Origin of the sequence: Candidatus Rhodoluna planktonica (assembly GCF_001854225.1) — a bacterium.
Taxonomy (GTDB): domain Bacteria; phylum Actinomycetota; class Actinomycetes; order Actinomycetales; family Microbacteriaceae; genus Rhodoluna; species Rhodoluna planktonica.
On sequence record NZ_CP015208.1, the window covers coordinates 1178815 to 1191829 of the forward strand.

Consider the following 13015-nt stretch of genomic DNA (forward strand, 5'->3'; position numbering starts at 1 on the left):
CGAATAGTCGGTGACTACTCGTTTACCGAGCCACCAGCGGCAACGATTTTGGCCTTTGCAGATGCAGAGACTTTGTCGACGCTGACATTGAGTTTAACCGAAATGTCCCCGTTGCCCAGTACCTTGACGAGCTCGTTGTTACGAACGGCGCCCTTGGCAACTAGATCAGCAACGGTTACGTTTCCACCAGCTGGGTATAGCTCAGCTAGCTTCTCAATGTTGACTACCTGGTACTCAACACGGAATGGGTTCTTGAAACCGCGAAGTTTTGGAGTACGCATTACTAGACGCACGCCACCACCCTCGAAGCCTGGGCGAACCTGGTAACGAGCCTTAGTACCCTTGGTACCACGGCCCGCGGTCTTACCCTTAGAACCTTCACCACGACCAACACGGGTGCGCTCAGTTTTTGAGCCCGGTGCTGGACGAAGGTGGTGCAACTTGACGATGTTTGACTTCTCAACAGCAGGAGCAGCCTTTTTAGCGGCTGGCTTCTTTGCTGCTGGCTTTGCGTCAGCAACCTTTTCTTCAGCAGCAGCCTTAGGTGCGGCCTTGGCGGCAGCAGCCTTCGGTGCAGCAGCCTTAGCAGCTGGCTTAGCAGCAGCCTTCGGTGCGGCAGCCTTTTCGGCAGCGGCTTTTGGTGCAGCCTTAGCGGCAGCAGCCTTCGGTGCAGCTGCTTTCGCAGCTGGCTTCTTCTCTTCGGCCATTAGTTAATCTCCTCAACCTTTACTAGGTGAGCAACAGTGCGAACCATGCCGCGCACCGACTGAGAATCTTCTTTGACGATGATGTCGCCGATTCGCTTCAGTCCTAGGGTGCGAAGGGTTTCGCGCTGATTTGGCTTGTTGCCAACTGAGCTCTTGATCTGGGTCACCTTTAGACGGTTAGCCATTAGGCACCTGCCTTCTGCTGACGAAGAAGACCCTTAGGAGCAACTTCTTCAAGCGATAGACCACGACGTGCTGCAACTGCTGCTGGCTCTTCGAGCTGACGCAGTGCCTCAACGGTCGCGTGAACGATGTTGATGGTGTTTGAGGATCCGAGCGACTTGCTTAGCACGTCGTGGATACCGGCACACTCAAGAACTGCACGAACTGGACCACCGGCGATAACACCGGTACCAGCGGCAGCTGGGCGAAGTAGCACTACACCGGCAGCAGCCTCACCCTGAACCGGGTGAGGAATGGTGCTGGCCACGCGAGGAACGCGGAAGAAGTTCTTCTTGGCTTCTTCAACACCCTTTGCGATTGCGCTTGGAACTTCTTTTGACTTGCCGTAGCCAACGCCAACTAGACCGTTGCCGTCACCGACAACAACCAAAGCGGTGAAGCTGAAGCGACGACCACCCTTGACCACCTTAGAAACGCGGTTGATTGTTACAACACGCTCTAGGAATGGGCTCTTCTCGGTTTCGCGTTCGCGACGGTCGTTGCGTGGGCCGCGCTCACGTGAACCACGACGGGCTTCACGCTCGTTAGCGTCTACCACTGGTGCTGCAGTTTCGGTTGACTCAGTTGCCACCGTTTGCTCCTTGTTCTCAGCCATTAGAGGACCAACCCTCCTTCGCGTGCGCCGTCTGCAATTGCTGCGATACGACCTGCGTACTTGTTTCCACCGCGGTCAAAAACAACCTCAGCGATGCCAGCCTTCTTGGCGCGCTCTGCAATTAGCAGACCGACAGCCTTCGACTTGTCTGACTTGGTGCCGGTCGCCTTGCGAAGGTCGGCTTCCATGGTCGAAGCTGAAACCAGGGTTACACCCTTGGTGTCATCGACAACCTGAACGAATACGTGGCGGGCCGAGCGAGTTACTACTAGACGTGGACGAAGCGCGTCACCGGCAATCTTCTTGCGAAGACGAAGGTGGCGACGAGTACGTGCAGCGCTCTTGCTCTTACCGCGGGTGCGAGATACCAGACCCATAATTACTTACCTGACTTTCCGGCCTTGCGACGAACAACCTCGCCGGCGTAACGGACACCCTTGCCCTTGTAAGGCTCTGGCTTGCGTAGCTTGCGTAGGTTGGCAGCAACTTCACCAACAGCCTGCTTCGAGATACCCGAAACGGTTAGCTTGGTGTTGCCTTCTACTTCGAACTTGATACCCTCTGGGGCCTTGACCAGGATGGGGTGCGAATAACCGAGTGCGAACTCGATGTCGGCGCCCTTAGCGGTTACGCGGTAACCGGTACCTACAATTTCAATGCCCTTGGTGAAACCCTGGGTTACACCTTGGATGTTGTTGGCGATCAGGGTGCGAGTTAGACCGTGGAGCGAACGTGAGTTGCGCTCATCGTCTGGACGAGAGACAACTAGGTTGCCGTCTTCTAGAACTACGCTGATCGGAGCTGGAACCTCGTGTGAGAGGGTGCCTTTTGGACCCTTAACCTCAATGGTGGCGCCATCAATTTTGACCTCGACACCGGCTGGAACCGGGATCGGTAACTTACCAATACGTGACATCTGTGATTACCAAACGTAGGCGAGGACTTCTCCGCCTACTCCCTTCTTGGCAGCCTGACGGTCGGTTAGTAGACCGGATGAAGTTGACAGGATAGCGATACCTAGGCCACCTAGAACTCGTGGAAGTTCGGTGCTCTTTGCGTAAACGCGAAGACCTGGCTTAGAGACACGCTTGATGCCAGCGATTGAACGCTCGCGGTTTGGGCCGTACTTTAGCTCGACGCTCAGGGTCTTACCGACCTCAGCATCTTCGACCTTTACTGATGCAACATAACCCTCAGACTTGAGGATCTCTGCGATACCAGCCTTTAGCTTGCTGTAAGGCAGGCTAATTGACTCGTGGTACGCCGAGTTTGCGTTGCGCAGCCGGGTCAGAAAGTCTGCTACCGGATCTGTCATTGTCATGGTGATTCCATTTCTTCGGAGGTATCCAGGCCGTTTACAAGCGGCTGGACCTTGCCGATTTTATTAGTTGGTCTTGAAAGGGAAGCCAAGCGCCTTTAGCAGCGCGCGGCCCTCGTCGTTGGTCTTTGCGGTGGTCACAACAGTGATGTCCATACCGCGTGGACGGTCGATCTTGTCCTGGTCGATTTCGTGGAACAGAGTCTGCTCCTGAAGACCGAAGGTGTAGTTTCCGTTGCCGTCAAACTGCTTGTCGCTTAGTCCGCGGAAGTCGCGAACACGAGGAAGAGCAAGGTTTAGTAGGCGGTCTAGGAACTCCCACATGCGGTCGCCACGAAGAGTTACGTGTGCACCGATGGCCTGGCCTTCGCGAAGCTTGAACTGCGCAATTGACTTGCGAGCTAGGTTTACCTGAGGCTTCTGACCGGTGATTGCGGTTAGGTCGCGAATTGCGGCTTCGATGAGCTTGCCATCTTTAGCTGCTTCACCAACACCCATGTTGACAACAATCTTGGTTAGGTTAGGCACCTGGTGTGGGTTGGTAAAACCAAACTCTGCCACTAGAGCAGCCTGGATGTCAGCCTTGTACTTTGCCTTTAGGCGTGGCTGTGCTTTTACAGTCTGTGCTGCCATTAGATGTCCTTACCTGACTTCTTCGCAACGCGAACACGAACAGTCTTCTTAACACCGTTTACGGTCTTGGTTTCAAAACGAACACCGATACGAGTTGGCTTTTTCGATGATGGGTCTACCAAAGCAACGTTTGAAACGTGGATTGGTGCCTCAACGGTCTCAATGCCGCCGGTTGGAGCACCCTTCTCGGTCTGGCCGACGCGGGTGTGCTTCTTGACAAGGTTTACACCCTGAACGATTACGCGGTTCTTCTCACGGTCAACAGCAAGAACGGTGCCCTGCTTGCCGCGGTCGCCGCCTTTGTCTTGCTTGCGTCCGGTGATTACCTGAACTAGGTCGCCCTTTTTGATGGTCGCCATTCTTACAACACCTCCGGTGCTAGCGAGATGATCTTCATGAACTTCTTGTCGCGAAGCTCACGGCCAACTGGACCGAAAATACGCGTTCCCTGTGGCTCACCATCTTTTTTGATGATTACGGCTGCGTTCTCGTCGAACTTGATGTAAGAGCCATCTGGACGACGGGTCTCTTTCACAGTGCGAACTACAACGGCCTTGACGACATCACCCTTCTTGACGTTTCCACCTGGGATTGCGTCTTTCACGGTGGCGACAATTTGGTCACCTAGTCCCGCGTAACGACGCTTTGAACCGCCGAGAACACGGATAACCAAGAGCTCTTTGGCGCCGGTGTTGTCGGCTACCTTGAGTCTGGACTCCTGCTGAAGCATTTTTTACTCCTTGTTATTTGGGCCTTCATTCCGACGAATGCCCAAGGGGTTTGTTACTTGGCCTTTTCGATGATTTCGACTAGGCGCCAGTTCTTAGTTGCTGATAGTGGACGGGTCTCGCTGATTAGCACGAGGTCGCCGATACCTGCGGTGTTTAGCTCATCGTGAGCCTTGACCTTCTTTGAGCGGGTAAGCACCTTGCCGTAAAGCGGGTGCTTTACGCGGTCTTCTACCTCAACAACGATGGTCTTGTTCATCTTGTCGCTGACAACGTAGCCACGACGAGTCTTGCGGTAGCCGCGAGCCTCGGTGGTTGCTTCAGCTGCAGTGTTCTTCTCAGCCATGTTTATGCCTCCTCGGTGGCAGCAGCTTCAGCCGCTGCTTTCTTTGCCTTTGGAGCAGCCTTGGCAGCAGCTGCAGGAACTGCGCGGATGCCGAGCTCACGCTCACGAATGATTGTGTAGATGCGAGCGATGTCACGCTTTACCGCACGTAGACGACCGTGGCTTTCTAGCTGGCCGGTGGCCGACTGGAAGCGTAGGTTGAAAAGCTCTTCGCGAGCCTTCTTTAGCTCTTCTACCAAAACTGAATCTTCAATCTTGTCGAGTTCAGCTGGGGTTAGGTTCTTTGAACCGATCGCCATTATGCGTCACCTTCTTCACGCTTGATGATGCGAGCCTTTAGCGGAAGCTTGTGGATCGCGCGGGTCATTGCTTCACGAGCTAGCTCTTCGCTAACACCCGAAACTTCGAATAGCACGCGGCCTGGCTTTACGTTAGCTACCCACCACTCAGGTGAACCCTTACCTGAACCCATGCGGGTTTCAGCAGGCTTCTTGGTTAGTGGACGGTCTGGATAAATGTTGATCCAAACCTTTCCACCACGCTTGATGTGACGAGTCATTGCAATACGCGCTGACTCAATCTGGCGGTTGGTTACGTAAGCAGGGGTTAGTGCCTGGATGCCGAACTCACCGAATGCAACGGTGGTTCCACCAGAAGCTGCACCTGTGCGCTTTGGGTGGTGCTGCTTGCGGTGCTTTACGCGACGAGGAATCAACATGGTTATGCCTCAACCTTCTCTGCAGCTGGTGCTGCAACTTCTGCTGCCGCTGCTGCTGGTGCAGCTGCTGGCTGGCGACGTGGGCGGTCAGAACGGTCTGAACGCTTTGGCGCTGCTGCCTGCTGTGCGGCTAGATCTTTGTTGGTGATGTCACCCTTGTAGATCCATACCTTTACACCGATGCGACCGAAAACGGTCTTGGCCTCGTAGAAGCCGTAGTCGATGTTGGCACGAAGAGTGTGTAGTGGAACACGGCCTTCACGGTAGAACTCGGTGCGTGACATTTCAGCGCCGCCAAGACGACCAGAGGTCTGTACACGAACACCCTTGGCACCCTGACGTAGGGCACCCTGCATTCCTTTTCGCATAGCGCGACGGAATGCAACACGGGCGTTTAACTGCTCGGCGATGCCCTGAGCAACAAGCTGAGCGTCTAGATCTGGGTTCTTGACCTCGAGGATGTTTAGCTGAATCTGCTTGCCGGTTAGCTTCTCAAGCTCGGCACGGATTAGTTCAGCCTCGGCTCCACGACGACCAATTACTAGACCTGGGCGTGCGGTGTGGATGTCAACGCGAACACGGTCACGGGTGCGCTCGATCTCAACTCGTGAAACACCAGCACGGTCTAGGCGGGTAGTTAGCAGGTTGCGAAGCTTGGTGTCTTCGGCAACGTAGTCTGCATAGCGCTGACCTGGCTTGGTTGAGTCGGTGAACCAACGTGAAACGTGGTCGGTAGTGATTCCTAGACGGAAACCGAATGGATTGACTTTCTGACCCATTAGTTACCACCCTTCTTTGCGGCGCCAGCCTTTTTAGCAGCTAGCTCATCTGGGGTTGCAACCACAACGGTGATGTGGCTGGTGCGCTTGTTGATGCGGAATGCGCGTCCCTGTGCACGAGGCATGAAACGCTTTAGGGTGGTTCCCTCGTCAACAAAAGCTGCTGAAACGAATAGGTCATCCTCGTTTAGGTAGGTGTTGCTTGCATCGGCCTTGACCTTAGCGTTAGCAATAGCTGCCTGAACCAACTTGTATACCGGCTCGCTAGCTGCCTGAGGGGCGAACTTCAAGATCGCCATAGCCTCGGTAGCCTGCTTTCCGCGGATCAAGTTGACGACGCGACGAGCCTTCATCGGGGTGACGCGGATGTGACGCACACGTGCGACTGCTTCCATTGTCTTCTCCTCTTTCTCTCAGGCGCCGCTTACTTGCGGCGACCCTTCTTGTCGTCCTTCACGTGACCACGGAAGGTGCGGGTAGGTGCGAATTCGCCAAGCTTGTGACCGACCATGGTCTCAGTGACGAAAACTGGGATGTGCTTGCGACCGTCGTGTACGGCGATGGTGTGACCCAACATTGCCGGAACGATCATTGAGCGGCGTGACCAGGTCTTGATCACGTTCTTGGTGTTGGCCTCATTCTGCTTGGCGACCTTCTGGAACAGGTGGTCGTCAACGAATGGACCTTTCTTCAAACTACGTGGCATTCTTCAGACTCCTACTAACGCTGCTTGCCGTTTGGACGACGACGAACAATCATCTTGTCGCTTGGAAGGTTTGGCTTACGGGTGCGGCCCTCGGCCTGACCCCATGGGCTAACTGGGTGACGACCACCAGAGGTACGGCCTTCACCACCACCGTGCGGGTGGTCGACTGGGTTCATAACAACACCACGAACGGTTGGGCGAACGCCCTTCCAACGCATGCGGCCTGCTTTACCCCAGTTAATGTTTGACTGCTCGGCGTTACCTACTTCACCAACGGTGGCGCGGCAACGAGCATCTACGTTACGGATTTCGCCCGAAGGTAGACGAAGCTGTGCGTAAGGACCATCTTTTGCAACTAGACGGATTGATGCACCGGCCGAACGACCTAGCTTTGCACCGCCGCCTGGCTTTAGCTCGATGGCGTGAACCACGGTACCAACTGGGATGTTCTTCAGTGGTAGAGCGTTTCCAGGCTTGATGTCTGCGCCTGGACCCTGCTCGATGCGGTCGCCCTGCTTTAGCTTGTTAGGAGCGATGATGTAACGCTTGGTGCCGTCGATGTAGTGCAGCAAAGCGATGCGCGCGGTACGGTTTGGGTCGTACTCGATGTGTGCAACGGTTGCTGGAACGCCATCTTTGTCGTTGCGACGGAAGTCGATAACGCGGTACTGACGCTTGTGACCGCCACCGATGTGGCGAGTGGTCACGCGACCAGCTGAGTTACGACCACCGGTCTTTGACAGTGGACGAAGTAGCGACTTCTCAGGAGTCGAGCGAGTGATTTCAGCAAAATCTGAAACCGATGCACCACGACGACCTGGGGTCGTTGGCTTGTATTTACGGATTGCCATTTTCTAGGTTCCTCTCGCCTAACCGACGTTGCCGAAGATGTCGATAGAGCCGGACTTAAGGGTCACGATGGCACGCTTAGTGTCTTTGCGCTTGCCCAAACCGAACTTGGTTCGGCGGGTCTTGCCAACGCGGTTAAGGGTGTTGACCGAAGCAACCTTGACACCGAAGATAACTTCGATGGCCTGCTTGATCTCGGTCTTGTTTGAACGAGGGTCAACTTCGAAGGTGTACTTGCCATTGTCGATCAAGTTGTAGCTCTTTTCAGAGACAATCGGCTTGATGATGACCTCGCGTGGGTCTTTGTTGATCGCAGCCATTCTTATGCCTCCTCGGCGGCCTCAACAGAAGTAGCTACAGCCTTAGCTGAGCCCTTTGCTGGACCTGCAATAAATGCGTCTAGAGCTGACTTGGTGAAAATCACGTCGTCGGCAAGCATGATGTCGTAAGCGTTGATCTGGTCAACCGGCAGCACGTGTAGCTGCTGAAGGTTGCGCAAGCTCTTGTAGCTGACCTCGTCGGCACGGTCTAGAACTACTAGAACGTTGCGACGTGAGGTGAGCTGGTTGATGATTGCTGAAGCTGCCTTGGTTGATGGTGATGAACCAATAGCGAACTCTGAGATCACGTGTAGACGACCGTTACGTGCGCGGTCTGATAGGGCTCCGCGAACTGCAGCTGCGATCATCTTTTTAGGAGTGCGCTGCTCGTAGGTGCGAGGCTTTGGACCGTGGGTGATGTAACCGCCACGCATCTGTGGAGCGCGAAGCGAACCCTGACGGGCGCGACCGGTTCCTTTTTGCTTGAACGGCTTCTTACCGGTTCCGGAAACTTCACCGTGACGCTTGGTCGACTGGGTGCCCTGACGAGCTGCAGCCAACTGTGCAACAACTACCTGGTGGATTAGCGGAACGTTAGTTACGACGTCGAACATGTCGGCAGGAAGTTCAGCTGAGCCAGCCTTCTTGCCAGTGACGTCGAGAACGTCAACCTTTGTGGTTTCTGCCATTTGGGTTACGCTCCCTTCACTGCGTTGCGGACGAATACTAGAGAACCCTTAGGCCCTGGAACTGCACCCTTTACCAAAAGCAAGCCGCGCTCTGCGTCGACTGAGTGCAAGGTGAGGTTTAGTGTGGTGACGCGGTCAGAACCCATGCGACCAGCCATCTTCTTGCCCTTGAAAACGCGACCCGGTGTCGAAGACATACCGATCGAACCAGGCTTACGGTGGTTGCGGTGCTGACCGTGTGAGGCGCCTACACCGGCAAAGCCGTGGCGCTTCATGTGACCTGCGAAACCCTTACCCTTCGAGGTGCCAACTACGTCAACCTTTGCGCCAACCTCTAGGAGGTCTACGCCAAGTTCTTGGCCAACGGTGTAGTCAGCTGCATCGGCGGTGCGAATTTCTGCTATGTGACGGCGAGGGTTGACGTTTGCCTTGGCAAAGTGGCCAGCTTCTGGCTTGGTTACTTTGCGTGGGTCAATTGCGCCATAGGCGACCTGGATGGCTTCGTAGCCATCGGTCTCAATGTTTTTGATTTGGGTAACTACGTTTGAGCCAGCCTCGATCACGGTGACAGGAACAAGCAGGTTGTTCTCGTCCCAGACCTGAGTCATGCCGAGCTTGCGGCCCAGTAGTCCCTTAACAGTCTTGTTTACGGTAGACATCTTTTTCCTTAGAGCTTGATCTCGATGTTGACGTCTGCAGGAAGGTCGAGACGCATCAACGAGTCAACTGCCTTAGGAGTTGGGTCGATGATGTCGATAACACGCTTGTGGGTGCGCATTTCGAAGTGCTCGCGGCTGTCCTTGTACTTGTGAGGTGAACGGATCACACAGACCACGTTTTTCTCGGTCGGCAGTGGAACAGGGCCCACCACAGTCGCGCCGGCACGAGTAACTGTGTCGACGATCTTGCGTGCCGAAGTGTCAATGACCTCGTGGTCGTATGACTTAAGTCGAATGCGGATTTTCTGTCCGGCCATCTTGACTCGCTCTCGTTCTTTTCGCGCAGTATTACGCGAAAGGCTTAGTAGCACTACGAATGTTGCACCACTGTTTTTTTATCAAGGCTCCGACCCACGCTCCCGGGCGTGTCGCGCTACTAGCGCTTTCAAACTCGAAAAAATGAGTCGGTAAAGTTTGTTGTTCAGCTGCGGCCGGCCCCACCTAAACCGGTGGTTCACTTCGCCTGCAGTGGATCGCGCCAGAAAGCGCGACAACTCACGAACTTGTCAATCTTGCCACATTCGCCCGTGTCAATGCAAATCTAATTTGTAGTATTGCGATATGACCGAGACAAAGGGGTTGCGGTTCTCTGAATCACGCGACCAAATTCTGGCAAATTTAGCCGATCAAGTAGGGCACATCTGGGCCGGCTTTGATGAGGCACGAGACTCTGAGCCCGAACTGGATGAAAAATCGCGGCAGCTGCTAGCGCTGGCATTGCCCGAAGTCGGGCTGGGCGAAGGTCAATCGATTGACCAGGCACTGTCGCTGCTAGATCAGTCAACTGCCCAATCACGACCAAGATTCTTCGCCTACATCGGTTCATCTGGCCTTGAGATAGGTGCAATCGCAGATTTTCTGGCATCTTCCTACGACATAAATTTGGCGGTCGATTCGGGCGCAGCCAGCATGCTCGAGTATCAGACCGCCGCCTGGGTCGGTGACTTCATCGGCTATAAAAATGCCAAAGGACTATTTGCCAGCGGTGGGACAATCAGCAACATCACTGCACTGGCCGCTGCCCGAACCAGGGCACTCCCCGATTCAAGAAAATCTGGGGTAGCCACGCCGGTGGCCATCTACTGCTCGGCAGAGGCACACTATTCAAATGTGCGAGCGGTTGAACTGCTCGGCCTGGGGGCCGACTCTATTCGTTCGATTCCGATTGATGAAAGCCGCAAAATGCGGGTTGACGCTTTGGAGTCTGCGATCAGCAGCGACATTGCCGCCGGCATCGTGCCAATCGCAATTATTGCCTCGGCCGGCACAACCCTGACCGGAGCTGTTGACCCGCTGCGTGAGATTGCTCAGCTAGCCAAGGCTCACAACATTTGGCTACATGTCGATGGCGCCTACGGTGCCCCAGCTGCCAGCACAGAATTCGTTGGTGATCTGTTTGACGGCATTGATCTTGCCGATTCGGTGACCATCGATGCTCACAAGTGGTTATTTGTTCCGAAGGCCTGCAGCATTTTGCTGGTGAAAGAGTTGCGTCACCTGCACCACACTTTCAGCCATGATGAGGCTTACATGCCCCACGACAGTGAAAACTACAACCCGGTCGATCTGACTCTTGAGTATTCCCGCCCGCTGCGCGCCCTAAAGATGTGGATGGGCTTCTACGCTCACGGAGCTGAGGAATTTCGAGCAGCAATAACCGGGAACCTGCAGCTTGCCCAGGCAACCTATGCCAGAGCCAAGGCCGATCCAAACTTTAGAGTCTTGCCCAATGCCCCGCAGTTGTCGATTGTGCCGATTCAATACTGCCCACCCGGCGTGGCAGATGTCAGCGCACACAACAAAGCGCTTTGCCTAGAAATTGTTAAGGATGGCCGCATCTATATTTCGCCAGCGGTCATTGATGGCGAAGTCTGGTTGCGCCCCTGCTACACCAATTTCCGGACCAGCGAACGCGACATTGAAATCATGTTCGAGGTAATCGAAGAGTTGAGTGCGAAACTACTCGCCTAGCCAACTCATCACGTGCTTGATGCGCGTGTAATCTTCGAAACCGTACTGCGACAGATCTTTGCCGTATCCCGAGTGCTTGAAACCACCGTGTGGCATTTCGGCAGCAAGCGGGCCATGGTTATTGATCCAAACACAACCGAAGTTCAAGTCTCTAGAGAAGCGCATCGCGCGAGTGTGGTCGTTAGTCCAGACCGATGAGGCGAGTGCGTACTTCACATCGTTTGCGTTGCGCAAAGCCTCTTCGTCATCCTTGAAGGTCTGCACGGTAACAACCGGACCAAAAATTTCATCTTGAACGTGCTCGTCGGTCTGCTTTAGGCCCGACAAAATTGTTGCCGCGTGGAAGTAGCCACCGTTACCGATTGGGTCGTTGCCACCCAAAACCACTTCGGCGTAGTCAGGTAGGCGATCTACGAAACCGCGCACTCGCTCGAGCTGGCTGGCATTGTTGACGGCGCCGAACAGAATATCTTCACGTTCTGGAGTGCCGGTCTTACCGTTTTTGATGACTGCCTCTTTGAACAGAGCCAGGAATTCATCCTTGACGCTTTCGTGCACCAGGTAGCGGGTTGCTGCGGTGCAGTCTTGACCACCGTTGTAGAACGATGCTTCAACTAGGTTGTTAGCTGCACGCTGCAAATCAGCATCGGCAAAAATGAGCACCGGAGCCTTGCCACCAAGTTCGAGGTGAACTCGCTTGACGTCAGCAGCTGCCGACTTGGCAACTTCCATTCCGGCTCGTACCGAACCGGTGATGGCGATCATCTGAGGAATCTCATTTTCCACGATGGCGCGACCGGTATTGCGATCTCCGGTAACCACGTTGAAAACACCGGCTGGCAAAAACTCGGCTGCAATTTCAGCAATCAGCAGGGTTACAGCGGGGGTGGTGTCTGAAGGCTTTAGCACGATGGTGTTTCCAGCGGCAATTGCCGGCGCAAATTTCCAGGTAGCCATTACCAGCGGATAGTTCCACGGTGTGATTTGACCGATTACACCGATCGGTTCGCGTCGAATCGATGAGGTGTGGTTGCGAACGTATTCGGCACTGGCGCGGCCTTCAAGGTTTCGAGCGGCACCGGCAAAAAACCTAATCTGGTTAACTGATCCGCGAACCTCGCCGCGAGCCATATTCAGTGGCTTACCGGTATCTCGAGACTCGACCGCAGCAATTTCGTCGGCACGCTTCTCAAAGGCATCAGCGATTTTTAGAAGCGCCAACTGGCGTTCACCCGGAGTGGTCAAACGCCACTGCTCAAAAGCTTTTTCAGCTGCTTTATAGGCATCAGCTACATCTTGCTCATTTGAGTTAGGCGCACTGGTGTAGGCCAGACCCGTAGCCGGTTCGAAGATCTCGCTTGCCGAATCGCTTTTTGATTCGACGTAGCTGCCGTTGATGAAGTTTTTCAGTACCTGTTCGGTCATTAGCGAGCTCGTTTATTCATCAAAGCCATTCCAATGGCCAACTGGGCACGGTGTAGCCGAGTTACCAGTTCACCCTGTCGGATGCCAAGCGCCTGCGAAACATCTGACATGGTGCGCTTTTCGTAAAGGATGCCCATGGCCACGTCGCGAAGTGCTGGTGGCAGAGTTTCGATTGCAGCCTTTACATCGGCAGCAGGCAGTTTGGAAAGGTCGGGGGTTTCTTCGTCTTCAAACGAAATGTCTAAATCGAAAAATGAATTCGCCATTGT

At 54.5% G+C, this 13015-nt stretch carries 23 protein-coding genes; 1 reads left to right on the forward strand and 22 read right to left on the reverse strand.

Annotation, left to right across the window (positions count from 1 at the left end; genetic code table 11):
- Positions 1-14: 14 nt before the first annotated feature.
- The 20 genes from rplO to rpsJ all read right to left on the reverse strand — a co-directional run bounded on the left by rplO (position 15) and on the right by rpsJ (position 9607).
- Positions 15-707: a 50S ribosomal protein L15 gene (rplO, locus tag A4Z71_RS06980; protein WP_084028443.1), complete on the reverse strand. Its 693-nt coding sequence runs from the start codon at positions 705-707 to the stop codon at positions 15-17.
- Entirely contained in the window at positions 707-892 is a 186-nt protein-coding gene (gene rpmD / locus A4Z71_RS05870) for a 50S ribosomal protein L30 (protein ID WP_070954977.1), read from the reverse strand. The genes rplO and rpmD overlap by 1 nt, the downstream gene beginning before the upstream one ends.
- Positions 892-1545 (reverse strand): 30S ribosomal protein S5, encoded by a 654-nt coding sequence (rpsE, locus tag A4Z71_RS05875; protein ID WP_084028444.1) that lies wholly within the window; start codon positions 1543-1545, stop codon positions 892-894. The genes rpmD and rpsE overlap by 1 nt, the downstream gene beginning before the upstream one ends.
- A complete protein-coding gene (gene rplR, locus A4Z71_RS05880; RefSeq protein ID WP_070954978.1) occupies positions 1545-1922 on the reverse strand; it encodes a 50S ribosomal protein L18 in 378 nt (125 codons plus the stop codon). Before rplR ends, rpsE begins: the two co-directional genes overlap by 1 nt.
- A 2-nt stretch (positions 1923-1924) precedes the next feature.
- Positions 1925-2461 carry a 50S ribosomal protein L6 gene (rplF, locus tag A4Z71_RS05885; RefSeq protein ID WP_070954979.1) on the reverse strand — a complete coding sequence of 179 codons (537 nt, stop codon included), beginning with the start codon at positions 2459-2461 and terminating at the stop codon, positions 1925-1927.
- A 6-nt stretch (positions 2462-2467) separates the two neighbouring features.
- Entirely contained in the window at positions 2468-2866 is a 399-nt protein-coding gene (gene rpsH, locus A4Z71_RS05890; protein ID WP_070954980.1) for a 30S ribosomal protein S8, read from the reverse strand.
- 63 nt (positions 2867-2929) lie between these two features.
- A complete protein-coding gene (gene rplE / locus A4Z71_RS05895) occupies positions 2930-3496 on the reverse strand; it encodes a 50S ribosomal protein L5 (protein ID WP_070954981.1) in 567 nt (188 codons plus the stop codon).
- Positions 3496-3855, reverse strand: coding sequence for a 50S ribosomal protein L24 (gene rplX, locus A4Z71_RS05900; protein ID WP_070954982.1), 360 nt, complete (start codon positions 3853-3855; stop codon positions 3496-3498). Before rplX ends, rplE begins: the two co-directional genes overlap by 1 nt.
- A gap of 2 nt (positions 3856-3857) precedes the next feature.
- Positions 3858-4226, reverse strand: coding sequence for a 50S ribosomal protein L14 (gene rplN, locus A4Z71_RS05905; RefSeq protein ID WP_070954983.1), 369 nt, complete (start codon positions 4224-4226; stop codon positions 3858-3860).
- A gap of 53 nt (positions 4227-4279) precedes the next feature.
- A complete protein-coding gene (gene rpsQ, locus A4Z71_RS05910; RefSeq protein WP_070954984.1) occupies positions 4280-4570 on the reverse strand; it encodes a 30S ribosomal protein S17 in 291 nt (96 codons plus the stop codon).
- Between the two features lie 2 nt (positions 4571-4572).
- Complete coding sequence (rpmC, locus tag A4Z71_RS05915; RefSeq protein ID WP_070954985.1) at positions 4573-4869, reverse strand: 50S ribosomal protein L29; 297 nt, start codon at positions 4867-4869, stop codon at positions 4573-4575.
- Complete coding sequence (gene rplP, locus A4Z71_RS05920) at positions 4869-5288, reverse strand: 50S ribosomal protein L16 (protein WP_070954986.1); 420 nt, start codon at positions 5286-5288, stop codon at positions 4869-4871. Before rplP ends, rpmC begins: the two co-directional genes overlap by 1 nt.
- A gap of 2 nt (positions 5289-5290) precedes the next feature.
- Positions 5291-6067, reverse strand: coding sequence for a 30S ribosomal protein S3 (gene rpsC, locus A4Z71_RS05925; RefSeq protein WP_070954987.1), 777 nt, complete (start codon positions 6065-6067; stop codon positions 5291-5293).
- Positions 6067-6462 carry a 50S ribosomal protein L22 gene (gene rplV, locus A4Z71_RS05930; RefSeq protein ID WP_070954988.1) on the reverse strand — a complete coding sequence of 132 codons (396 nt, stop codon included), beginning with the start codon at positions 6460-6462 and terminating at the stop codon, positions 6067-6069. The genes rpsC and rplV overlap by 1 nt, the downstream gene beginning before the upstream one ends.
- A gap of 29 nt (positions 6463-6491) precedes the next feature.
- Complete coding sequence (gene rpsS / locus A4Z71_RS05935) at positions 6492-6773, reverse strand: 30S ribosomal protein S19 (RefSeq protein WP_070954989.1); 282 nt, start codon at positions 6771-6773, stop codon at positions 6492-6494.
- Positions 6774-6787: 14 nt separating this feature from the next.
- Positions 6788-7624 carry a 50S ribosomal protein L2 gene (gene rplB, locus A4Z71_RS05940; protein ID WP_070954990.1) on the reverse strand — a complete coding sequence of 279 codons (837 nt, stop codon included), beginning with the start codon at positions 7622-7624 and terminating at the stop codon, positions 6788-6790.
- An 18-nt stretch (positions 7625-7642) separates the two neighbouring features.
- A complete protein-coding gene (gene rplW, locus A4Z71_RS05945) occupies positions 7643-7942 on the reverse strand; it encodes a 50S ribosomal protein L23 (RefSeq protein WP_070954991.1) in 300 nt (99 codons plus the stop codon).
- Positions 7943-7944: 2 nt separating this feature from the next.
- Entirely contained in the window at positions 7945-8631 is a 687-nt protein-coding gene (gene rplD, locus A4Z71_RS05950) for a 50S ribosomal protein L4 (protein WP_070954992.1), read from the reverse strand.
- Between the two features lie 5 nt (positions 8632-8636).
- Entirely contained in the window at positions 8637-9290 is a 654-nt protein-coding gene (gene rplC / locus A4Z71_RS05955) for a 50S ribosomal protein L3 (RefSeq protein ID WP_070954993.1), read from the reverse strand.
- 8 nt (positions 9291-9298) lie between these two features.
- Positions 9299-9607 carry a 30S ribosomal protein S10 gene (gene rpsJ / locus A4Z71_RS05960; RefSeq protein ID WP_038503182.1) on the reverse strand — a complete coding sequence of 103 codons (309 nt, stop codon included), beginning with the start codon at positions 9605-9607 and terminating at the stop codon, positions 9299-9301.
- 304 nt (positions 9608-9911) lie between these two features.
- On the opposite strand from rpsJ, the gene A4Z71_RS05965 reads away from it, so the two are divergent.
- The gene (locus A4Z71_RS05965; RefSeq protein ID WP_070954994.1) at positions 9912-11321 is read left to right on the forward strand and encodes a pyridoxal phosphate-dependent decarboxylase family protein; all 1410 of its coding nucleotides are present in this window, start codon (positions 9912-9914) and stop codon (positions 11319-11321) included.
- Here A4Z71_RS05965 and A4Z71_RS05970 read toward each other — a convergent pair.
- Complete coding sequence (locus A4Z71_RS05970; protein WP_070954995.1) at positions 11310-12746, reverse strand: gamma-aminobutyraldehyde dehydrogenase; 1437 nt, start codon at positions 12744-12746, stop codon at positions 11310-11312. The two genes, A4Z71_RS05965 and A4Z71_RS05970, sit on opposite strands and share 12 nt — an antisense overlap.
- Entirely contained in the window at positions 12746-13012 is a 267-nt protein-coding gene (locus A4Z71_RS05975) for a hypothetical protein (RefSeq protein WP_070954996.1), read from the reverse strand. Before A4Z71_RS05975 ends, A4Z71_RS05970 begins: the two co-directional genes overlap by 1 nt.
- Positions 13013-13015 lie beyond the last annotated feature (3 nt).

Excerpts from the sequence above, each read along its gene's own strand:
- rplO (WP_084028443.1), bottom strand. The coding sequence starts at position 707 with ATGGCCGAAGAGAAGAAGCCAGCTGCGAAAGCAGCTGCACCGAAGGCT.
- rpmD (WP_070954977.1), bottom strand. The coding sequence starts at position 892 with ATGGCTAACCGTCTAAAGGTGACCCAGATCAAGAGCTCAGTTGGCAAC.
- rpsE (WP_084028444.1), bottom strand. The coding sequence starts at position 1,545 with ATGGCTGAGAACAAGGAGCAAACGGTGGCAACTGAGTCAACCGAAACT.
- rplR (WP_070954978.1), bottom strand. The coding sequence starts at position 1,922 with ATGGGTCTGGTATCTCGCACCCGCGGTAAGAGCAAGAGCGCTGCACGT.
- rplF (WP_070954979.1), bottom strand. The coding sequence starts at position 2,461 with ATGTCACGTATTGGTAAGTTACCGATCCCGGTTCCAGCCGGTGTCGAG.
- rpsH (WP_070954980.1), bottom strand. The coding sequence starts at position 2,866 with ATGACAATGACAGATCCGGTAGCAGACTTTCTGACCCGGCTGCGCAAC.
- rplE (WP_070954981.1), bottom strand. The coding sequence starts at position 3,496 with ATGGCAGCACAGACTGTAAAAGCACAGCCACGCCTAAAGGCAAAGTAC.
- rplX (WP_070954982.1), bottom strand. The coding sequence starts at position 3,855 with ATGGCGACCATCAAAAAGGGCGACCTAGTTCAGGTAATCACCGGACGC.
- rplN (WP_070954983.1), bottom strand. The coding sequence starts at position 4,226 with ATGCTTCAGCAGGAGTCCAGACTCAAGGTAGCCGACAACACCGGCGCC.
- rpsQ (WP_070954984.1), bottom strand. The coding sequence starts at position 4,570 with ATGGCTGAGAAGAACACTGCAGCTGAAGCAACCACCGAGGCTCGCGGC.
- rpmC (WP_070954985.1), bottom strand. The coding sequence starts at position 4,869 with ATGGCGATCGGTTCAAAGAACCTAACCCCAGCTGAACTCGACAAGATT.
- rplP (WP_070954986.1), bottom strand. The coding sequence starts at position 5,288 with ATGTTGATTCCTCGTCGCGTAAAGCACCGCAAGCAGCACCACCCAAAG.
- rpsC (WP_070954987.1), bottom strand. The coding sequence starts at position 6,067 with ATGGGTCAGAAAGTCAATCCATTCGGTTTCCGTCTAGGAATCACTACC.
- rplV (WP_070954988.1), bottom strand. The coding sequence starts at position 6,462 with ATGGAAGCAGTCGCACGTGTGCGTCACATCCGCGTCACCCCGATGAAG.
- rpsS (WP_070954989.1), bottom strand. The coding sequence starts at position 6,773 with ATGCCACGTAGTTTGAAGAAAGGTCCATTCGTTGACGACCACCTGTTC.
- rplB (WP_070954990.1), bottom strand. The coding sequence starts at position 7,624 with ATGGCAATCCGTAAATACAAGCCAACGACCCCAGGTCGTCGTGGTGCA.
- rplW (WP_070954991.1), bottom strand. The coding sequence starts at position 7,942 with ATGGCTGCGATCAACAAAGACCCACGCGAGGTCATCATCAAGCCGATT.
- rplD (WP_070954992.1), bottom strand. The coding sequence starts at position 8,631 with ATGGCAGAAACCACAAAGGTTGACGTTCTCGACGTCACTGGCAAGAAG.
- rplC (WP_070954993.1), bottom strand. The coding sequence starts at position 9,290 with ATGTCTACCGTAAACAAGACTGTTAAGGGACTACTGGGCCGCAAGCTC.
- rpsJ (WP_038503182.1), bottom strand. The coding sequence starts at position 9,607 with ATGGCCGGACAGAAAATCCGCATTCGACTTAAGTCATACGACCACGAG.
- A4Z71_RS05965 (WP_070954994.1), top strand. The coding sequence starts at position 9,912 with ATGACCGAGACAAAGGGGTTGCGGTTCTCTGAATCACGCGACCAAATT.
- A4Z71_RS05970 (WP_070954995.1), bottom strand. The coding sequence starts at position 12,746 with ATGACCGAACAGGTACTGAAAAACTTCATCAACGGCAGCTACGTCGAA.
- A4Z71_RS05975 (WP_070954996.1), bottom strand. The coding sequence starts at position 13,012 with ATGGCGAATTCATTTTTCGATTTAGACATTTCGTTTGAAGACGAAGAA.